The sequence below is a fragment of the Azohydromonas sp. genome, from assembly GCF_035325925.1.
Lineage (GTDB): Bacteria > Pseudomonadota > Gammaproteobacteria > Burkholderiales > Burkholderiaceae_C > Calidifontimicrobium.
In genome coordinates this window covers 33,265-52,257 of sequence record NZ_DAOKZA010000027.1, presented here as the reverse complement: position 1 = coordinate 52,257, position 18,993 = coordinate 33,265, and the positions used below count along the sequence as shown (strand labels likewise).

Genomic DNA, 18,993 nt, shown 5'->3' with positions numbered 1-18,993 from the left:
ACGTGGTCACCGGCGTGGCCGTCAAGGCGCTCGCCGACCCGGGGCGCGGCTGCCGCATGTAGACCACCACCGCCTGCGCGCTTCGCGCGCCCCTTGGGGGGCGCGCGATCCATCGGGCGACTCCGGGCGCGCGGCGATACTGCACGCGGTGAAAGCCCTCGCGCTCAAGCTGTTCGGCCTGCTGCTCGTCGCCAGCGCCATCGCGCTGACGCTGTCGCGCGCCCCCGACCGGCCGGTGCAGACGCTGGTCGCGCGCTGGGCGCCGCCGCCGTCGCAGTTCATCGAGCTCGACGGTCAGCTGGTGCACCTTCGCGACGAAGGCCCGCGCGGCGACCCGCTGCCGCTGGTGCTGGTGCACGGCACGTCGGCGAGCCTGCACACCTGGGACGGCTGGACCGCGGCGCTGCGCGGCCAGCGCCGCGTGATCCGCTTCGACCTGCCGGGTTTCGGCCTGACCGGGCCGAGCGTCGCCGGCGACTACCGCGGCGACACGCTGGCGCGCTTCACGCTGACACTGCTCGACCGGCTGCAGGTCGAGCGCTTCGTGATCGGCGGCAACTCGCTCGGCGGCGAGGTGGCCTGGCGCGTCGCGACGCTGGCGCCCGGGCGCGTCGAGCGGCTGATCCTGGTCGACGCGTCGGGGCCGGCGTTCGAGCCGCAGAGCGTGCCGGTGGGCTGGATCATCGCGCGCGTGCCGCTGGCCAACCGGCTGCTCGAGCACCTGCTGCCGCGGTCGATGGTCGCGGCCAGCGTCGCCAGCGTCTACGGCGACCCGGCGCGCATCACGCCCGAGCTGGTCGACCGCTACTTCGAGCTGACGCTGCGCGAAGGCAACCGCCGCGCGCTGGTGCAGCGGCTGCGGCAGATGCAAGGCGGCGAGGACGCCGAGCGCATCGCGACGATCGTGCAGCCGACGCTGATCCTGTGGGGCGCGCGCGACCGGCTGATCCCGCCAGCGGTGGGCCGCCGCTTCGACGAGCAGATCGGCCACAGCACGCTGGTCGTCTTCGACGGGCTCGGCCACGTGCCGCACGAGGAGGATCCGGCGCGCACCGTGCGGCCGGTGCTCGACTTCCTCGGCCTGCGCTGAGCGCGCCGCGCGCGGCTACTCGCGCAGCAGCGCGAGCACGTCGGAGCCGAACTCGCGCCGGTACAGCACCGCGACGACCGCCGCGGTGGCAACCATGAACACCACCGGCGAGAAGAACCACGCCACCACCGCGAACGCCATGTAGTAGGCGCGCAGCCCGTCGTTGAAGGTCTCGGCGGCGAGCCCCATCACGCGCCCCGCGCGCTCGGCGAAGCGCTCGCGCGACACGCCCTCGGCGTCGATGCGCGACGCGTCGGGCAGCGCCGCGACCAGCAGCGCACCGAAGCCGTACTGGCGCAGGCTCCAGGTGAAGCGGAAGAAGGCGTAGATGAACACGCCCGTCAGCAGCACGATCTTCAGGTCGAACACCAGCACTGACGTGCGCTGCGCGAACGGGATCTCCTGCACCAGCGTGCTCGCGCGGTCGCCCGCCGACAGCACCGCGAGCAGGCCGCCGATGATCAGGATCGTCGTCGACGCGAAGAAGCTCGGGCTCGTCGACAGGTTCTGCACGACGACACCGTCGAGCACGCGGTTGTCGCGCCAGGTGGCCTGCAGCATCCAGCGCTCGCGGATGCGGTTGGTCGTGCCCAGCAGCGACGCGCCGCGGTTGGCGCGCCGCCGCGCGAAGGTCGCGTACGCGACCCACGCGACGAAGAACACCGACAGCGCGAGCCAGTCGACCCACGGCAGCAGCGCCGGCAGCGCGAGCAGCTTGTCCATGGCGGCGACTGTAGCCGCGCCGGGGTCGCCGTCGCCGCGCGTCAGCGCAACGCCGGTGCGACGCGCACGGTGATCTCGGCGATGCGCTCGCCGAAAGCGCGTGCGGTGGCCAGGTCGCCGGTGACCATCTCGTCGACCGAGGCGTCCGACGGCGTCGCGGTGATCAGCCCGGCGTAGCCGCCGAGGTGGTTCAGGTCGTCGCGCGTGTGGTGCTTGGCGTTGGCCGCGTGCATGCCGGTGCCGACCCACAGCATGCCGTGCTGCTGCGACAGCGTGAACAGGTAGTTGATCGTCGAGGCCTTGTCGCCGTTGATCGCCGCCGAGTTGGTGAAGCCGGCGGCGAGCTTGTCGCGCCAGGCCTTGTGGTACCAGGGCTTGCTCGACGCGTCGACGAACTTCTTGAACTGCCAGCTGACGCTGCCCATGTACGTCGGCGAGCCGAACACGATGGTGTCGGCGCCCGCCAGTTGCTCCCAGCCGCCTTCGGGCAGGTTGCCCTCGGCGTCGATGGCCAGCAGCTTGCCGCCGCTGCCTTCGGCCACCGCTTCGGCGACCTTCTTCGTGTGGCCGTAGCCGCTGTGGTAGACGATGACGATCTTGCTCATGGTGGACTCCTGGTCGATTGATGAAGACAGTGGGAGGGACGAGAGGAAGGAGGCTCTTGGGCGCGATCGCGCCCGCCGCGCATCCGGCGACGCCGGCGCGCTGGCGGCGCCCCGGGCGCACCGACGGCCCGCCTGCGCGGCCCGAGCGGGAGGTGCCGAAGGCGCTGCGGCGCTGGCCTACTTCGCCAGGTCGAACACCAGCACCTCGGCGCCTCGACCGCGCGCCAGCGCGACCTGCGCCTCGTCGCGCAGCAGCGCCGCGTCGCCGGCGCCCAGCCGCAGGCCGTTGACCTCGACCTCGCCGCGCGCGACGTGCACGTAGCCCAGCCGCCCCGGCGCGAGCGCCAGCGTCGCGGCCTCGTTGCCGTCGAACAGGCCGGCGTGGATCGCTGCGTCGGCATGGATCGTCACCGCGCCGTCGCGCCCGTCGGGCGCCGCGACCAGGCGCAGCCGCCCGCGCTTGTCGGCGTCGTCGAAACGCTTCTGCTCATAGCCCGGCGCGATGCCGCCGCGGCTGGGCAGGATCCAGATCTGCAGGAAGTGCGTCTCGCGGTCGGCCGCGTGGTTGAATTCGCTGTGGCGCACGCCGGTGCCGGCGCTCATGCGCTGCACCTCGCCGGGCGTGATCGTCGCGCCGTGGCCCATGCTGTCCTGGTGCGCCAGCGCGCCTTCGAGGACGTAGCTGACGATCTCCATGTCGCGGTGCCCGTGCGTGCCGAAGCCAGTGCCCGGCGCGATGCGGTCCTCGTTGATGACGCGCAGGTTGCCGAAGCCCATGTGGGCCGGGTCGTGGTAGTCGGCGAACGAGAAGCTGTGGTACGAACGCAGCCAGCCGTGGTCGGCGTAACCGCGCTCGTCGGCCTTGCGGATCGTGATCATCGGGTGCTCCTGTACATGCCTCCAATGTACGAACGCGCGCCGCCGCTGCCAGCCGCCCGGCCTTGAAGCGGCCGTTCAAATAAGATGAAAGCATGCCCGCACGCAGCGCCCTGACCCCCGACGCCCTGGCGATGATGGACACGATCGCGCGCACCGGCAGCTTCGCCGCGGCGGCGCGCGAGCTCGGCAAGGTGCCCTCGGCGCTGACCTACAGCGTGCGCCAGCTCGAGGACGCGCTCGACGTGCTGCTGTTCGACCGCCGCTCGGGCCAGGCGCAGCTCACCGCTGCCGGCGAGGAACTGCTCGCCGAGGGCAGGCGCCTGCTCGCGCAGCTCGACGCGGTGGCCAACCGCGTGCGCCGCGTGGCCACCGGCTGGGAGACGCAGCTCACCGTCGCCGCCGACGGCGTGATCTCCCGGCTGACGCTGTTCGAGCTGTGCGAGGCGTTCTACGCGCTGCGCCCGAAGACGCCGCGCGGCGCGAAGGGCGACGCGGCGCCGGCCGGCCCCGGCACACGGCTGCGCCTGCGCACCGAGGTGCTCAACGGCACCTGGGAGGCGCTGACCTCGGGGCAGGCCGACCTGGCGATCGGCATCAAGGCCGAGACGCCGCCGACGCCGGGCATCGAGACGAGGCCGCTGGGCACGGTCGAGTTCGTGTTCGCCGTCGCGCCGCACCATCCGCTGGCGCGCTACGAGGGGCCGATCCCCGACGCCGAGCTGCTGCACCACCGTGCCGTGGCGGTCGCCGACAGCGCGCAGCGCCTCGCGCCGCTGACGCACAACCTGCTGCCCGGGCAGGAAGTGTTCACGGTGGCCACCGTGCAGGCCAAGGTCGAGGCGCAGCTGCGCTGCCTGGGCTGCGGCTTCGTGCCCGAGCCGGTGGCGCGCGAGCACATCCGCGCCGGGCACCTGGTGGTCAAGCCGGTGCAGCGCGTGCGCCAGCCGGCCGCGCTCGGCTACGCCTGGCGCAGCGCGGCCGTGGCAGGTGCGGGCGGCGCCAGGGGCCGGCGCCCTACGCAGGGGCTGGCGCTGCAGTGGTGGCTGCAGCAGCTCGACAGCCCGGCGACGCGGCGCGCGCTGCTCGACCGGCACTGCGGCCTGCCGCAGCCGGTGGATTGAGACCCGCGTGCGCCGCGCCTTCGGCCGCACGACGCCGAGCAACGGCCCCGGACCGGACGCCGCCCGAGCGGTGACCCCCACGTACACCGGCCGCTTCGCGCCTTCGCCGACCGGGCCGCTGCACGCCGGCTCGCTGGTCGCCGCGCTGGCGAGCTGGCTCGACGCGCGGGCGCACCGCGGGCGCTGGCTGCTGCGCATCGAGGACACCGACCGCCTGCGCTGCGTCGCCGGCGCCGACCGCGAGATCGTGCGCCAGCTCGCCGCGCTCGGGCTGCGGCCCGACGCGCCGCCGCAGTGGCAGTCGGCACGCGGCGACGCCTATGCCGCGGCGCTGCAGCGCCTCGTCGACGCCGGCCACGCCTATCCCTGCGGCTGCAGCCGGCGCGAGATCGACGACGCGCTCGCGGCCGCCGGCCGCCGGCCGCCGCGCCACGGCGAACGCGTCTACCCCGGCACCTGCCGCCCCGAGCGCGGCGGCCTGCGAGGCCGCCCGCCCCGCGCCTGGCGCGTGCGCGTCGGCAGCGACGAAGCACCGGTCGTGATCCGCTGGCACGACCGGCGCCTGGGGCAGCAGCAGCAGAACGTCACCGCCGAGGTCGGCGACTTCGTGCTGCGGCGCGCCGACGGCCCGTGGGCCTACCAGCTCGCGGTGGTCGTCGACGACGCGGCGCAGGGCGTCACCGACGTCGTGCGCGGCGAGGACCTGGCCGACAACACGCCGCGCCAGATCCACCTGCAGCGCCTGCTCGGGCTGCCGACGCCGCGCCACCTGCACACGCCGCTGGTGCGCGACGCGCGCGGCGAGAAGCTGTCCAAGCAGACCGGCGCGGCGCCGCTCGACGTGGCCGAAGCGCTGGCCGCGCTGCGGGCGGCCGGCGCGGTGCTCGGCGTCGAGGTCGATGCGGCGAGCGCGGGCGACTGGCTGGCGCGCGCGGTCGACGCGTGGGCGGCATCGTGGCCGCTCGTGTAGGACCCGTCCTACGGCACTTGATGCCGCACGCCGACGCCCGGCGCCGCCGGCGCGCCCTAACATCGGCACACCGATGGACACGCCGCTGGCCACCTACATCGTCGAGGACAACCCGCTGATCCGCGACAACCTGATCGCCACGCTCGAGGAGCTGCTGCCGCTGCGGGTGGTCGGCACCGCGGACGAAGAGGCGGTGGCGCTGGCGTGGATGACCGGCTGCGACGAGCGCTGCGACCTGATGATCGTCGACATCTTCCTCAAGCGCGGCTCGGGGCTGGGTGTGCTCGACGCCGCGCAGCGGCTGCGCCCGGCGTCGCGCCGCGTGGTGCTCAGCAACTACGCCACGCCCGACGTGCGCCGCCGCTGCGAGGCGCTGGGCGCCGAGCGCGTGTTCGACAAGTCGCACGACATCGAGGCGCTGATCGACTACTGTCGCCGGCTGGTCGACGAACGCCGCGACGGCGGCACGCAGGCGCGCGCGTGAACGCCGGCCACGCCGAGGCGCGCGCGTCACTGGATCAGCCCGTTCTTCAGCGCGTAGTAGGTCAGGTCGCTGTTCGACGCCAGGCCCATCTTCTCGAGCACCCGCGACCGGTAGGTGCTCACCGTCTTCACGCTCAGCGACATCCGGTCGGCGATGTGTCCGACCGTCTCGCCGGCGGCAAGGCGCAGGAACACCTGCAGCTCGCGCTCGGACAACTGCTCGTGCGGCGCCTTGGCCGGCGCGTCGAGCTGCTCGGCGAGCAGTTCGGCCACCGCCGGCGTGATGTAGCGCCGGCCGAGCGCGACGGTGCGGATCGCGCGCGCGATCTCCTCGGGGTCGCAGTCCTTGTTCAGGTAGCCGGCCGCGCCCTGGCGCAGCAGCGCCGTCGCGTAATGCTGCGCCGAGAAGCCGCTGAGGATCAGCACCGGCAGGTCGGGCGCGCGCGCCTTGATCGCGCGCAGCGCGTCGACGCCGCCCTGGTCGGGCATCGACAGGTCGAGCAGCATCACGTCGACCTCGGTGCTGCGCAGCAGCTCGAGCGCCTCGCGCCCGTTGGCCGCGTCGCCGACCACGCGCAGATCGACCTCGTCGGCGAAGAAGCGGCGCAGCCCCTCGCGCACGATGGCGTGGTCGTCGACGATCGCGATGCGGATCACGCGACCAGCATACCGTGAAGCGCGATGGCCGCGTCGAACCCCCTGCCCCACACGCTGCAGCGCGCGCTGCGCAGCGCCTGGGCGCTGCCGCTGGCGGTCGCGCTGGCGATCTCGCTGGTGGTGATCAGCGAGCTGTCGCACCGCGACGCGCTGCGCTCGATCGAGGCGCTGGGCACGCAGCAGGCGCTGCGGCTGCGCCTGTTCGAGCTGCAGCTGGCGCTGGTCGACGCCGAGACCGGCCAGCGCGGCTTCCTGCTCACCGGCCAGCCGCAGTACCTGCAGCCGTACACCGAGGCGCTGAAGCGCCTGGGCGAGCAGATGCAGGCGCTGCGCGCCGACCTGGCCGACCAGCCGGCACGCTCGCAGCAGCTCGCCGCGCTGCTCGACCGCATCAGCGCCAAGCTCTCCGAGCTGCAGACCACGCTGAAGCTGTACACCGAGGGGCGCGAGGAGTCGTGGCGCGCGCTGCTGGTGGCCGGCATCGGGCGCGAGCACATGGCCGACATCCGCGCCGCGTCGGACCGGCTGATCGACGACACGCGCGCGCGCATCGAGTCGCAGCGCACCGAGGTGCTGCGCTCGCTTTGGCTGGGCCGCATCGGCATCGTCGTCGTCACGCTGCTCACGCTGGGCGGCTTCGCGGTCTACCTGCGTCAGGCCGCCGCGCTCGACGCCGCGCGCCACGAGCGCCAGCAGCTGCTCGAGGACGAGCGCGACCGCCTCGAGCGGCAGGTGCGCGAGCGCACCGCCGAGCTCAGCGAGCTGGCGCTGCACCTGCAGAGCGCGCGCGAGGACGAACGCAACCGCCTCGCGCGCGAGCTGCACGACGAACTCGGCGCGCTGCTGACCGCCGCCAAGCTCGACCTCGCGCGGCTGAAGTCGCGCCTGCGCGAGCGCACGCCCGAGCTCGACGAGCGGCTCGACCACCTGGCGCGCGCGCTCAACGACGGCATCGCCCTGAAGCGCCGCATCATCGAGGACCTGCGCCCGTCGGCGCTCGCCAACCTGGGCCTGGTCAGCGCGCTGGAGATCCTCACGCGCGAGTTCGCCGAGCGCAGCGGCGTGCAGGTGCACGCCGACCTGGCGCCGGTGTCGCTCGACGCGGCCGACGAACTCACCGTCTACCGGCTGGTGCAGGAGGCGCTGACCAACGTCGCCAAGCACGCCGGCGCGACGCAGGTGCGCGTGCGGCTGCACCGCGGCGCGCAGGACCGCGCCGAGGTCGAGGTGCACGACGACGGCGCCGGCTTCGATCGCGCCGGCGTGCGCAGCGGCGCGCACGGGCTGCTGGGCATGCGCCACCGCGTCGAGGCCGCGGGCGGGCGCTTTGCGCTGCTTAGCGCGCCCGGTCGGGGCACACGCATCCAGGCGTCGCTGCCGGCGCGCCCGGCCGCCGCGGGCTGACCCCGCCCGGCGCCGCGACGGCGCCCGCGACGGCGCCCACGCGCCGCCCACACGCCGCACACACACGCCGCACACACGCGCCGCACACACACGTCGCCCACGCGTCGCCGACTCGGCGCACGCACGGCCGCGAGCACCGCCGCCGCTGTGGGGCCTGTCCTACACGCCGACGCAGCAGCCTCCGACACGCGGGCGCAGCCGGGTCCGACCGACGCGATGAGGCCGCGCGCCTACGCTATCGGCACGGTCGAAGGCCATCCCCAATCCCTCGGCCCGAGACCCTGGAAGGAGACCCTCATGCTTCACTACGCCGTCGTATTCTTTGTCATCGCGCTGATCGCCGCCCTGCTCGGCTTCGGCGGCATTGCGGCGGGCGCGGCCGGCATCGCGAAGGTGCTGTTCGTCGTCTTTCTCGTGATGGCGCTGGCCAGCATGCTGATCGGCCTGATCAAGCGCTGAGCCCCGTTGCTGTTCCCCGCCCCCCACCCACGACCCGACAGGAGCCATGCCATGACCCCGATCCGTACCACCCTCGCCGCGGCCGTGTCCGCCGTCGCGCTGCTCACCGCCACCGGATGCGCCGTCGTGCGCGACCAGTCGACCGTCGGCCAGTACGTCGACGACGCGACGATCACCACGCAGGTCAAGGCGCGCCTGGCCAAGGACCCCGTGGTCAGCGCGCTGGCCATCGGCGTCGAGACGCTCAACGGCACCGTGCAGTTGTCGGGCTTCGCGAAGACCGCCGCCGAGCGCGCCCAGGCCGAGGCCATCGCGCGCGACGTCTCGCACGTGAAGTCCGTGAAGAACGACATCGTCGTGCGGCCCTGACCGGCGCTGTGCGACGCCGAGCGGCACGCACCTGCGTTCCCACCCGCGCCACCGCCTGGCCCGATGACCCCGTCCGCCGCCATCGCCGACGCCGACGCGCCCACGCCCCCGCCGCCGGCCCGCCCGGCAGCCGCAGCGGTGCCCGGCACCGGGGCGCTCGTCGCGGCGGCGGCCGACGCGCCCCACCCCGGCACGGCGACGCCCGCGCCGCCGCGCTCGCCGCTGGCGCTGCAGGTGCTCGCGACGCTCGCCGTCGTCGCGGCGCTGTGGTGGGGCGCGCGCTTCCTGATTCCGGTGATCGCCGGGCTGCTGCTGGTGATGCTCGTCGAACCGGCGGTGAGCCGCGTGCAGCGCTGGCTGCCGTCGCGCACGCTGGCCGCGGCGCTGGTGCTCGGCGCCAGCGTCGCCGCCGCCGCGGTGCTGCTGCACGGCTTCAGCGGCCAGTTGCTGCGCATGACCGAGCGCCTGCCCGACGTCATCCGCCTGGCGGCCAGCGAACTGGCCACCGACCCGAGCCCGGTCGAGTCCACGCTGCGTCGCGCGCGCGACGCGCTGCAGGAACTCGACCAGGCGATGGAGCGGCGCAACGGCGACCCGCCACCGCCGCGCCGCGCGCGGCCGCCCGCGCGCGCGAAGGCACCCGTCGAAGGCGACGCGGCGTCGGCGCCGACCCTGTCGGACAACGCGACCGCGGTGATCACCGAGACCGCGGTCGTCGGCTCGGGCAAGCTGCTGGTGCTCGCCGCCGACCTGACCGTGGCGCTGTTCGTCGCCTTCTTCGTGCTCGCCGGCGGGCCGTCGCTGGCCGGGCGGTTCGTCCAGCTCTGGCCCGGGTGCAGGGCGCGCCGTCGCGCCGCCGCCGCGCTGCGCGAGTGCGCGCGCCAGGCGCGGCTGTACGCCGGCGTGCTGGTGGTCACCAACGTCGCGATCGGCGCCGGCGTGTGGCTGTGGTTCGAGGCCTTCGGCATCGGCGACGCGCTGACCTGGGCGCTGGCCGCGGCGCTGCTGCACGTGGTGCCTTACCTGGGTATGGCGGTGTTCAGCGTGCTCGCCGCCGCCGAGGCGTACCTGACCTACGGCCAGGTGGGCGCTGCGCTGACCACCGCCGGGGTGGTGATCGCGCTGTCGACGCTGATCGGCACCGTCGTCACCGCGTGGCTGCAGGGCCGCGCGGCGCGCATGAACCCGGCCGCGGTGTTCATCGGCGTCGTCTTCTGGGGCGTGCTGTGGGGCGTGTGGGGGCTGTTCCTCGGCCCGGCGCTGATCGTCGCGGCGAAGGTCTGCGCCGCGCACCACCCCGGCAGCCGGCGCTGGGCGCGTCTGCTCGCCGCCTGAGGCCGGGCGCGCCGGCCACCGCGCGCCGGGCTACATCGACACCGGCAGGCGCAAGGTCAGCGTGACGTCGGGCGAGTCCTGCGTGAGTCCGGCGCCGATCGAGAGGTTCAGGCTGCGCTTGTCGCTCAGGCGGTAGGCAAACCCGAACAGCAACGACCCCAGCTGCACGCGCACCGCGTCGGGCGCCTGGGCGCCGTTCTGCCGCGTCTTTCCGACCGAGCTGTGCTCGTAGCCCATGCTCAGCGAGGCCCTCTCGTTCAACGCCAGACCCATGCCGAAGTTGAAGCCGAAGATCCCTCCGGGCTCGATCGTGCCCAGGAACTCCGGCTCGGCGTCGGTGGCCCTGGTCACGTCGGTGCGCTTGAAGTTGTGTGTGTAGCTGAGGGTGCCGAACAGGACCACTGGATCGGACGGGAACAGCACGGTCAGCGCGGGCTGCAGCGAATAGAAGCCGGAGCCCGTGGGCAACTCGGTCTGAATGCCGCCGTCGCGGAAGCCTTCGACGTTGCGCGAGGTCTCGACCTCGAACGGATCCTTGCCGGTGCGCGACTTGAACCGCAGGCTGGCCACGTAGTAAGGATTCGTGACCCCACCGTCGTTCAACTGGTAGCGTCCCGTGACCTCGACGTCGCCGAGCCCGGAGCCGCTGGTGTCGAACACCCTCGACTCGGCCGCACCCTGCAGGAATTCGCGGCCCACCGCGCTGTCGGAGCGGTGGACGAACGGCGCCTTGAGTTCGACCTCGAACCGATTCGTCAGTCCGTAGCGCGCCGTGAGCGCCGCGGTGAACGTGTTCCGCTTGACCTCGCGCACGTCGATCAAGCCGATGAGGATCGACGGGATGATCGTGTAGCCGACCAGTGCCACGCGGTTGCTTGACGAGTGCGAGTACTGCAGCGACGGCTCGAGCAAGAGCCTGCCGCGCGGCGTGAGCACACCGGGCTGCTCAAAGATCGGTGCCGGCTGCGCCGGCTGCTCGCTGTCCTGCGGCGCCTGCCCGACCGGCGCCACCGGCTGCGCCTGTGCGATGACGATCGCGCCGCGGTCGGTTGCTGCCGCGCCGGCTGCGCCCGCGCGTGCCTCCCATTCGGGCCCGTGGGCCGCTTCGCCGAGCCCTGCCCCGATGGCCGGCGGGCTGGCGTGAACGGTCGCCGAGCAGCCGGCAAGCGCCAGGCACGCAAGGGACGTGTGACGGTTTCTGCAGTGGACGGCCATGAACGCCTCCTTCGACGGTCAGTGCACGAGGCACGAAGCCTTGGCAGGGCCCCACGGACCCGACCCGAATCTGGATTCCTGCGGCCAGCGCGGGCGAGCCGCGCACCGCCAGTGGCCGAGTGGCCGCAACGCGCTGGTGTTGGTCACCGATCCGGCTCCGATCGTGGGCCCAAGGTGTCGCGGTCGCCGGCATCGCGGTCGCCGCCTTCGATCGGCAGGCCGTGGCGATGGCGGGTGGCCGCGTAGTCGGTCAGGCCGTGCTTGGCCATCAGCCGGTACAGCGTCATGCGGGAAACGCGCAGATGCCTGGCAGCGGCTGTAACGTTGCCGCCCGCCTGCGCCAGGCTGGCGGCGATCGCGGACTGCTCGGCATGCGTGCGCGCCTCATCGAGGGCGGCCGCGGCGCCCGTCGCGGCGCCCGGCGCGAGCCCGAGGTCCGCGGGAGTGATCAGTCGGCCCGGCGCCATGACCATCGCGCGTCGCACGCGGTTGACGAGTTCGCGCACGTTGCCCGGCCAGGGGTGGGCGCGCATCGCGGCGATCGCGCGGTCACTGAAACCGGTCAGCCGAGCGCTCTTTTCGGCCTCGAACTTGCGGAAAAAGTGCTGTGCCAGCACCTCGATGTCGTCTGTGCGTTCCCGCAGCGGCGGAACGAATACCGACAACACGTTCAGTCGGTAGTACAGGTCCTCGCGGAAGTCGCCGCACGCCACGGCGCGTTCGAGCGCGACATGCGTCGCGGAAATGACGCGCACGTCCACGCCGATCGGGCGCGACGAACCGACCCGCGTGATTGTCTTCTCTTGCAGGAACCGCAGCAGGTTGACCTGCAGGTCGCGTGACAGGTCGCCGATCTCGTCGAGAAACAAGGTCCCGCCGTTGGCGGCCTCGACAATGCCGCGCTTGTCGCGGTCGGCTCCGGTGAACGAGCCCTTCTCGTGACCGAACAGTTCCGACTGGATCAGCGACCCCGGAATCGCCCCGCAGTTGACGGCGACGAAAGGCCGACCAGCGCGCGACGATGCGCGATGGATGTACTGCGCCGCCAGTTCCTTGCCGCTGCCGCTCTCGCCGGTTACCAGCACAGGAGCGTCGACTTCGGCGACGCGCCGGATGCGCCACAGCAGGTCGCGGCTGGCCTTGCTGTTGCCGATGATCAGCGGCAACTCACGCGCCACGGGTGCGTTCACCGCCGACAGCACGGTGCGGCGCAGCGCCGCGTGTCCGCGTGCGTGGCCGAGCGTCGACGCCAGCCTCGCGACATCGAACGGCAGGGTGTGGTGATCGAACAGGCAGTTGACGATCAGCTCACGGCACGCGGCGATCGACGCTGCGTCGAACGCACCGACCCACACCACGGACGGGTGTTGGCGCACGAACGCGCTCAGCTGGTCGCATTCCAGAGAGCCGATCGCCGTGGCCACCAGCAGGACCACCTCCGGTGCCGCGCTTCTCAGCCGTTGCTCGGCAGCGGCCAGATCGCCGACCACATCGACCTGCGCATCTTGCGTGCGCAGCACCGCCACGGCATTGCCGGCCTGACCGGCAAGGTCGATGCAAAGCACGTGGGCGCGACGCATGTTCGCCTACCCTACTGCTTCATGGCTGATGCTCCCCCACGGCTGAGCGACCGCAACGCGATTACCCACCCAACGATCGGTTCTGACCGCCGCCAGAATGTCCTCGCTGCCGCCAAGAGCGCACACCCCCGAAACAGGGGGCACCGAGGTGCGTCGGTGGATCTGCCGCATCCAGGCGTGACATTTGTCTCAGCGACCGACACCGAGCCGTCGAAGCACCCACTGGCGGCCAGTAGACCCCGCGAGTCGCGCGCCGACGGGCGCGAGGATCAGGTCGCATGAAGCCCGACGGCTGCCGCGGTGCCGAGGTCTGCAAAGGCGCCCCGTCGGCCCGCGCCGCGTGCGTCACGCACTGCGGCTGGGGTGCACGTGGCGGCGCATCCGGGGACGTGACCCGGAGCAGGATCAGCGCCGCAGCGCGTCGGTCACTGCATTGCGCAGCGTCGAGTGCAGGTCCATGCCCCGGGACAGCCGCAGGCTGTTGACCGTCGCGTCGATCACCGTGACGTTGCTGATGTTCTGGTTGTTCAGCGTGTTCTGGATGATCGTCCCCACCGCGCCACCGACATCACCGAGCTGGGTCACGTTGCCGGCGCCGTTGCGGATCAGCATCAGTGCGTCGGCGCCGACGACGTCAGGCACCGCGCGCACTCCCGAGATGCGACCGAGCTCGGACACCGTCAGCGACGTCGTCGCGACGAGATTGCCGTTGACGTACACCGCGCGCTCGATGCCGAACGAGATCTTCAGCCCGCTGGCGGTCGTGAAGCCACCGCGTACGGCATCGAGGTCGCCCTCGTCGAGCGCTGGCCGGCCGCCGATCGTCGCCACGTCCGCGGACGGCGCGGGCGCTCGGCCCGCGGCGACGGCGACCTCGGGCGAAGCCGGTGTGCCCTGTGCGGGCGTGGGCGCGTGCAGCGGGGTCGGGTCGGCGGCGCAACCGGGCCGCCGCAGCGACTGGGGTGGTGTCGCGCCGGCAGCCCCTGCAACGATCGGCTGACCCATCGGCGGTACAAGCGCCGACATGCTTGCGGGCGATGCCTCTTGGCAGTCTCGCCGCAGGTCGCCTGCCTCGGGGGCACTCGCCGATGCCGGCCCGGCCATCGGGGCGCGCCCTGCCGCAGACGGCCCGGGTACCGTTGACCCGCAGCCCATCGACGCGGCTTGCGACTCCGTCATCTGACGCTTGCTCGCAGCCATGGCGCTGCGCCGCTGCTCCAGGGCACGCAGTTTGGCCTGCGTCAACACGTCCTGCAGCGTGCGCATCACCTTCTCGGCATGACTGGCAACGACGACCTCGCGCGTCTGAGCGCCGAAGCGCTCACGCGGGTCGTCGTCGCAGGTCAGCAGCGCCTCGAGGCTCATCAAGACGCGGCTCGCATGGTCGGCGACGACGATGTCGGAGGTTGTGCGCCCGGCAGATGCGGGCGCGGTGGCACGCGCCGCCGCATCGCTTGCGGTTGCAGCCGGTATCGACGCGGACGTCCCACGATCGACTGCCGCCGACCTCGCCGGTGCGACTGCGGCGACATGAGGTGGCGGCGACGATGCCGCCCAGTCGTCGCGTTCGATCGCGACAACCTGGGTAGCACCCCTGTCGGACGACGGGCGCAGCCCGGCGGTGCGCGCATCGGCGTCGAGCGACGGCGGTGCCAGTCCAGCGGACATGCACGCGGCGCCCGACACGCTGCGCTGGGCACGTTCGTAGACCTCCAGCGCGTCGAGGGCTGTCCCGTCGTGGCAGCGCGCGACGATCCGGCGGTGCCCTGTCGCAGCGGCGGGCGTCGGCACGACGTCGCGCGTGCCCGCATCGGCGACCTGCGCGACCCCAGGCAAGACCGGCGCAGCGCGCGAGGTCAAACGATCCGACGGGAACCCGGGCGCCACCGACACGGTGGTCGCTTCGCCTACCGTCGGCATCGCGCGCGGCGAGTCGGAGTGATTCGCTGCCTGCACGAGTGCCGCGGCCACGTTGAACCGACCGGACTCGACCCGCGCTGCGGCGCGCGGCGCCGACTGTCGTGGAGACTGAAGGCTTCGCGCAGACCCACTCGCCGCGTCGACTGGCGCGACGTCGCGCGCCTGCCCGGGCGCGTCGACCTGGCCCGGATCGTCGGTGGTGCTCGCGGCTCCGGCGACGATCATCTCCCACGCAAGGATCTCGCTGCGGGTGGCGCCGGACAGCTCGACGGTCCCGGTCCCGGGCGGAACGAACCCGTCGCGCGGCGCCGACGGCGTCAACTCATCGGCCGCCGACAGCGCCGCCGCACCCCCGGGCGAAGATCCGTCTGCAGTGCCGGCGTCGGCGCAGGCTTGCGGGTCACCGCCGTCGAGGAACAGTGTCGGTCCGGCCGCTGCAGCATGCGCCGACGGCCGTGCGGGCACGGCGATCGCCGTCGGCGACGGCTCCGAGGGTGATGGCGGCTGCCGGGGCAGCGGCTCGTGCTGCCCACTCGCGTCGAACGACGGCACCGCCGCCGACGCGACCGCGTCGGCATGCACGCGGTCGACGTTCGGCGACGCACACGCGCCGCCCGAACCCGCTGCCGGCAACGCTTCGTCTCGATGGGGCGCGGTTGATGGATCGGCGACCGCCGTCGACGTCGGCGCCACCGCGGTGTACGCCGCGAGCGCCCCCTCGGTCTCGTCGCCGCCGATCGACCCGCAGGCGAACTGCCTCAGCCAGTCGCTGGACGGACGCGCCCCCCCGACTGGCCCCGGTGGCGACGCCGCATCACCCGGTGCGAGCGCCGCCTGCGCCCGATCCGGGCATGCCCACCCGATCGCGATGGCGGACACCAGCAGCGCAAGTTGTTTCGGCGCCGGGACCATGGCGGGGGTGCGCAGATCAGAAGTCCGACGGGCCGAGCTTCGGGATGTCGAAGCCCGCCGCACCATTTCGCCGGCTCGCGTCGGTGAGCGGTGCCTCGGGCGCCGCACGCCAGTCGGCCGGCGCGTTGAACGACGCCGATTCCATCCGATTGGTGACGACGAACAGCACGCGGTTCAACCACATCGACTCGAACGCCGCACGCGACATCGCGCGCGTGCCGCCGGCCGGATCACCGAGCAGCACCCGGCCGGAGCGTAGTCCCTTTACGACGACGAAGTGGTTGTACCCGCGCTCGTTGATCAGAACGATGCCCGGAATGCCCGCCTTCGCGAGTTCGTCGAGCGGGGCCTCGAAGCCATGCGCCTCGAAACCGCGACTCGAAAGGTAACGCCTCATGTCGAGCAGCGAGAAGCCTTCGCGCTGGATCTTCGCGCGGTCACCCTGCGCGAACATCTGCTCGAAGACCTCCTGCTCACCGACGGGAACGCCGTAGTGGTGGGTCAGCAGCGTCGACAAGGCAGCCGAGCCGCAGCTGAAGTCGTAGCGCTGCAGCACCGTGGTGCGTGCCCGCTTCTCCTTCAGACTGTCGACGGTCACCGCGTAGGCGCCGCTGATCTCCGCCGGCAGGGCGACCGTGCCGGCCGCCACGGGCACGCCGGCACCCGCCGTCAAGGCGGCGGCCAGCACGAAGCTGCGTCCGACCGACCGCATCGAACAACTCAGTGGACGTGCACGTTGACGATCGTTGCGTTCTGGATGAGCACGTTGTTCCCGGTGTTCTGGATCACCATCGGGACACCGACGGCATTGCTCAGCGCCCCTTCGGAGATCAGGTTGCCGCCGGTCGAGACGTTGACCGCCTGGTTGTCGGCAACCACGCCGCGCAGCTTCATGTCGTTCACGGACGTGCCGCCGCGGCTGACCGACAACGCGTGCGGGCTCAGTCGACGCCCCTTTATCAGGCTGCCCGGGCCGGCTCGATCCGGCGCCGGCTTCACCTCCAAGGTAGCCGCCGGCACGGCTTCGGGGGTCGTGTCCGACTGAGCGCGAACTCCATCGCTCCAGGACAACGCCGACATGAGAACCAACCCGAGCGTGGCCGCAAACGCGCGTATAGCCATGACTGCTCCTGTGTCAGCCAGGGTGGTGCGTCGCCGGAGCACTCCGGCGACGCACACCACGGCTACTGCCTCACTTGCCGACGCTCAGGTTGGCTTGCACGTTGACGCTTTGCTGCACCAGGCTCGCGACACCGGTGTTCATGCTGACCACCGTGATGCCCGCGGCATTGGAGAAGCCATCGCCGATCGTGTTGGCCATGCTCCAGCTGCCGGCCGAACCGCCGGTGAGCGTGCCGCCACCACCGCCGCTGCCGCCGTTGCCGGCAGTCGCCGTGGCCGTGCCCGCGCCGCCTGTGCCACCGGTCGCGCCATTGCCGGTGCCACCGGTTCCGCCGTTGCCGGTGCCGCCCGTGCCGCCCTCGCCGACGCCACCGGCTCCGCCCTGGCCACCCGTCGCACCGACTGCGCCGCCACCGCCGGCCGCGCCCTGCGCCGTGCCGCCCGTCGCGCTGCCGTTCGACGCGGTGGTCGTCGCGCCGCCGTTGGTGGCACTGCCGTTCGTCGCGCTGCCGTTGGTCGCCGCGCCGCCCGATCCACCCATGCCGGCGTTGTTGGTCGCTGTTCCGCCGGCGCCGCCGTTGGCCGAGTTGCTGCCCGCGGTCGAGGTCGACGAGCCGGTGGCCGCCCCGCTGTTGGCCGTCGCAGCACCCGAGGTGCCCGCACCGCCGGTCGCCGAGGCGCTGCCGCTGCCGGCACCACCGGTGTTGGTGCCGGTGCTGCTCGCCGCCCCACCGGTGTTGCCGGCGCTGTTGCTCGCCGTTGTCGTGCCACCGGTGCTGGTACCCGAGGCTGCACCACCCGTTGCGCCGGACGAACCACCGGTGGCGTTGCCGCCGGCCGAGTCGCGGCCCCTGGACGTGCCATTCGCGTCGCTCGACGAGCCGGCCTGACCGCCTGATGCACTGCTGCTGGTGTTCGACGGGCCTGCCTTGGCCATCTGGCCCGACGCCGCCGCGCCACCGTCGGCACCGGCCTTGCCGTGAGCGCCCCCGCCTTCGACCTTGTCCATGGCCATGCTGCCGCCGCCGTCGGCGCCGGAGTAGCCACCCGCCCTGCCGCTGGACGAGTCGTTCTTGGCCATCGAGTTCGCGCCGTCGGCGCTCGCGCTCCCCCCCTTGCCGCCCATCGCGCCCACCGCGTTGCCGCCGTCACCGGCGTGGCCCGCCTTCGCGCTGCCGTTGCTGGCGCTGCCATTGCTGGCGCTACCGTTCTCGGCGGATCCCGAAGTGGCGCTGCCGTTGCTGGCGCTGGCCTCACCGCCGTGGCCACCGGCGCCGCCGCTACCGCCGTTGCCGCCGTTGCCGCCGTTACCGCCGCTGCCGCCGTGGCCGCCGTTGCCGGTGCCACCGTAGCCGGCGCCGCCGTCGCCACCGACGCCGGTGCCACCCTTGCCACCGTGGCCACCTTCGCCGTTGGCCATCGCCTTGCCGCCGTTGGCGCCGACGGCCCCGTTGGCGTCACCGTTTTGATGACCCCCCAGGTTGCCCAGACCCCAAACCTTCACCCCGGACACGTGCCCGGAGAGCTTGCTCACCGCAATGGCCTTGCTGGTGTTGAAGGAGTCGGAGATGCTAAACGTGCGAACGCTGTTGTCTGAGTTGTTGGAGTTGTCGGTCTGCGACTTGGTCCAGTTGCGGACGCTGTTGTCCGTCTTCGAGCGGTTGCTGTTGTCGGTCGGGTTGAACGACCCCTGCGCAGCCTGCGAGTACTCGTTGGCGGATGCGCCGTTGGACCCCGATTGGTCCGACGTGGCCGTCGCGGTCTGGGTGACGTCGCCACGTCTGAGGTCGTTGTTGTTCGTGGGGTTGGCCAGAGCGACGGCGGGAAGGCCGAACGCCAAGGCGATACCCAAAGCAACTTGCGTGTGCTTCATGGTCGATTCCTCCTGATGATTGAAGGCGGACAGGCGTTGATCGAGCCGATCCGAACCCTGTGAAGCAAGATCGGCGCCAGCCAGAACGACGCGGACAACCTATTGTTTTCAAATGGGTTTTCTCCCCAACGGCAAAGACACTCGCGGCAACGCCGCTTGGCGTGATCCGGATGCCCGCGCCAGTCGTCACAACCGCGTGACACCGACGTCCCGTGAGGGCTGCCATCCGCAGTGACGAGGTCGCAAACGTCGGTGTTTCAATCGGTTACGCGTGTC

At 72.4% G+C, this 18,993-nt stretch carries 18 protein-coding genes; 8 read left to right on the top strand and 10 right to left on the bottom strand.

What is annotated here, in order from left to right; translation table 11 throughout:
- Positions 1–148: 148 nt before the first annotated feature.
- The gene (locus PKC53_RS11615; RefSeq protein ID WP_324428695.1) at positions 149–1,090 is read left to right on the top strand and encodes an alpha/beta hydrolase; all 942 of its coding nucleotides are present in this window, start codon (positions 149–151) and stop codon (positions 1,088–1,090) included.
- Between the two features lie 15 nt (positions 1,091–1,105).
- On the opposite strand, the gene PKC53_RS11610 is transcribed toward PKC53_RS11615, so the two are convergent.
- The 3 genes from PKC53_RS11610 to PKC53_RS11600 all read right to left on the bottom strand — a co-directional run bounded on the left by PKC53_RS11610 (position 1,106) and on the right by PKC53_RS11600 (position 3,297).
- Positions 1,106–1,813 carry a DUF599 domain-containing protein gene (locus tag PKC53_RS11610; RefSeq protein WP_324428693.1) on the bottom strand — a complete coding sequence of 236 codons (708 nt, stop codon included), beginning with the start codon at positions 1,811–1,813 and terminating at the stop codon, positions 1,106–1,108.
- Positions 1,814–1,854: 41 nt separating this feature from the next.
- Positions 1,855–2,418 carry a flavodoxin family protein gene (locus PKC53_RS11605; RefSeq protein WP_324428692.1) on the bottom strand — a complete coding sequence of 188 codons (564 nt, stop codon included), beginning with the start codon at positions 2,416–2,418 and terminating at the stop codon, positions 1,855–1,857.
- 177 nt (positions 2,419–2,595) lie between these two features.
- A complete protein-coding gene (locus tag PKC53_RS11600; RefSeq protein WP_324428690.1) occupies positions 2,596–3,297 on the bottom strand; it encodes a pirin family protein in 702 nt (233 codons plus the stop codon).
- A gap of 92 nt (positions 3,298–3,389) precedes the next feature.
- Here PKC53_RS11600 and PKC53_RS11595 point away from each other — a divergent pair, with 92 nt between their 5' ends.
- The 3 genes from PKC53_RS11595 to PKC53_RS11585 all read left to right on the top strand — a co-directional run bounded on the left by PKC53_RS11595 (position 3,390) and on the right by PKC53_RS11585 (position 5,872).
- Positions 3,390–4,418 (top strand): LysR family transcriptional regulator, encoded by a 1,029-nt coding sequence (locus tag PKC53_RS11595; RefSeq protein ID WP_324428688.1) that lies wholly within the window; start codon positions 3,390–3,392, stop codon positions 4,416–4,418.
- 70 nt (positions 4,419–4,488) lie between these two features.
- On the top strand, positions 4,489–5,388 hold the full coding sequence (gluQRS, locus tag PKC53_RS11590) for a tRNA glutamyl-Q(34) synthetase GluQRS (protein WP_324428687.1): 900 nt from the start codon (positions 4,489–4,491) through the stop codon (positions 5,386–5,388).
- Between the two features lie 73 nt (positions 5,389–5,461).
- Positions 5,462–5,872 carry a response regulator gene (locus tag PKC53_RS11585; protein WP_324428685.1) on the top strand — a complete coding sequence of 137 codons (411 nt, stop codon included), beginning with the start codon at positions 5,462–5,464 and terminating at the stop codon, positions 5,870–5,872.
- Between the two features lie 26 nt (positions 5,873–5,898).
- On the opposite strand, the gene PKC53_RS11580 is transcribed toward PKC53_RS11585, so the two are convergent.
- A complete protein-coding gene (locus PKC53_RS11580; protein WP_324428683.1) occupies positions 5,899–6,528 on the bottom strand; it encodes a response regulator transcription factor in 630 nt (209 codons plus the stop codon).
- Between the two features lie 24 nt (positions 6,529–6,552).
- Here PKC53_RS11580 and PKC53_RS11575 point away from each other — a divergent pair, with 24 nt between their 5' ends.
- The 4 genes from PKC53_RS11575 (at position 6,553) to PKC53_RS11560 (ending at position 10,095) form a co-directional block, all read left to right on the top strand.
- A complete protein-coding gene (locus PKC53_RS11575) occupies positions 6,553–7,932 on the top strand; it encodes a CHASE3 domain-containing protein (protein ID WP_324428681.1) in 1,380 nt (459 codons plus the stop codon).
- Positions 7,933–8,229: 297 nt separating this feature from the next.
- The gene (locus tag PKC53_RS11570) at positions 8,230–8,391 is read left to right on the top strand and encodes a DUF1328 domain-containing protein (RefSeq protein WP_324428679.1); all 162 of its coding nucleotides are present in this window, start codon (positions 8,230–8,232) and stop codon (positions 8,389–8,391) included.
- Between the two features lie 51 nt (positions 8,392–8,442).
- Positions 8,443–8,760 carry a BON domain-containing protein gene (locus tag PKC53_RS11565; RefSeq protein ID WP_324428677.1) on the top strand — a complete coding sequence of 106 codons (318 nt, stop codon included), beginning with the start codon at positions 8,443–8,445 and terminating at the stop codon, positions 8,758–8,760.
- 63 nt (positions 8,761–8,823) lie between these two features.
- Complete coding sequence (locus PKC53_RS11560) at positions 8,824–10,095, top strand: AI-2E family transporter (RefSeq protein ID WP_324428675.1); 1,272 nt, start codon at positions 8,824–8,826, stop codon at positions 10,093–10,095.
- A gap of 30 nt (positions 10,096–10,125) precedes the next feature.
- Here PKC53_RS11560 and PKC53_RS11555 read toward each other — a convergent pair whose 3' ends face one another.
- The 6 genes from PKC53_RS11555 to PKC53_RS11530 form a co-directional block, all read right to left on the bottom strand.
- Entirely contained in the window at positions 10,126–11,310 is a 1,185-nt protein-coding gene (locus tag PKC53_RS11555; protein WP_324428673.1) for an autotransporter outer membrane beta-barrel domain-containing protein, read from the bottom strand.
- 143 nt (positions 11,311–11,453) lie between these two features.
- A complete protein-coding gene (locus PKC53_RS11550) occupies positions 11,454–12,890 on the bottom strand; it encodes a sigma-54 dependent transcriptional regulator (protein ID WP_324428671.1) in 1,437 nt (478 codons plus the stop codon).
- A 405-nt stretch (positions 12,891–13,295) separates the two neighbouring features.
- Complete coding sequence (locus tag PKC53_RS11545) at positions 13,296–15,722, bottom strand: hypothetical protein (protein ID WP_324428669.1); 2,427 nt, start codon at positions 15,720–15,722, stop codon at positions 13,296–13,298.
- Positions 15,723–15,738: 16 nt separating this feature from the next.
- Complete coding sequence (locus PKC53_RS11540) at positions 15,739–16,434, bottom strand: C39 family peptidase (RefSeq protein ID WP_324428667.1); 696 nt, start codon at positions 16,432–16,434, stop codon at positions 15,739–15,741.
- Positions 16,435–16,442: 8 nt separating this feature from the next.
- Positions 16,443–16,844: a hypothetical protein gene (locus tag PKC53_RS11535; protein WP_324428665.1), complete on the bottom strand. Its 402-nt coding sequence runs from the start codon at positions 16,842–16,844 to the stop codon at positions 16,443–16,445.
- A gap of 70 nt (positions 16,845–16,914) precedes the next feature.
- Complete coding sequence (locus PKC53_RS11530; protein ID WP_324428663.1) at positions 16,915–18,717, bottom strand: hypothetical protein; 1,803 nt, start codon at positions 18,715–18,717, stop codon at positions 16,915–16,917.
- Between the last annotated feature and the right edge of the window lie 276 nt (positions 18,718–18,993).

Bases quoted from the DNA above. Each gene is read 5' to 3' on its own strand.
- PKC53_RS11610 (WP_324428693.1), bottom strand. From the start codon at position 1,813: ATGGACAAGCTGCTCGCGCTGCCGGCGCTGCTGCCGTGGGTCGACTGG.
- PKC53_RS11605 (WP_324428692.1), bottom strand. From the start codon at position 2,418: ATGAGCAAGATCGTCATCGTCTACCACAGCGGCTACGGCCACACGAAG.
- PKC53_RS11600 (WP_324428690.1), bottom strand. From the start codon at position 3,297: ATGATCACGATCCGCAAGGCCGACGAGCGCGGTTACGCCGACCACGGC.
- PKC53_RS11595 (WP_324428688.1), top strand. From the start codon at position 3,390: ATGCCCGCACGCAGCGCCCTGACCCCCGACGCCCTGGCGATGATGGAC.
- PKC53_RS11585 (WP_324428685.1), top strand. From the start codon at position 5,462: ATGGACACGCCGCTGGCCACCTACATCGTCGAGGACAACCCGCTGATC.
- PKC53_RS11575 (WP_324428681.1), top strand. From the start codon at position 6,553: ATGGCCGCGTCGAACCCCCTGCCCCACACGCTGCAGCGCGCGCTGCGC.
- PKC53_RS11570 (WP_324428679.1), top strand. From the start codon at position 8,230: ATGCTTCACTACGCCGTCGTATTCTTTGTCATCGCGCTGATCGCCGCC.
- PKC53_RS11565 (WP_324428677.1), top strand. From the start codon at position 8,443: ATGACCCCGATCCGTACCACCCTCGCCGCGGCCGTGTCCGCCGTCGCG.
- PKC53_RS11560 (WP_324428675.1), top strand. From the start codon at position 8,824: ATGACCCCGTCCGCCGCCATCGCCGACGCCGACGCGCCCACGCCCCCG.
- PKC53_RS11555 (WP_324428673.1), bottom strand. From the start codon at position 11,310: ATGGCCGTCCACTGCAGAAACCGTCACACGTCCCTTGCGTGCCTGGCG.
- PKC53_RS11550 (WP_324428671.1), bottom strand. From the start codon at position 12,890: ATGCGTCGCGCCCACGTGCTTTGCATCGACCTTGCCGGTCAGGCCGGC.
- PKC53_RS11545 (WP_324428669.1), bottom strand. From the start codon at position 15,722: ATGGTCCCGGCGCCGAAACAACTTGCGCTGCTGGTGTCCGCCATCGCG.
- PKC53_RS11540 (WP_324428667.1), bottom strand. From the start codon at position 16,434: ATGCGGTCGGTCGGACGCAGCTTCGTGCTGGCCGCCGCCTTGACGGCG.
- PKC53_RS11535 (WP_324428665.1), bottom strand. From the start codon at position 16,844: ATGGCTATACGCGCGTTTGCGGCCACGCTCGGGTTGGTTCTCATGTCG.
- PKC53_RS11530 (WP_324428663.1), bottom strand. From the start codon at position 18,717: ATGAAGCACACGCAAGTTGCTTTGGGTATCGCCTTGGCGTTCGGCCTT.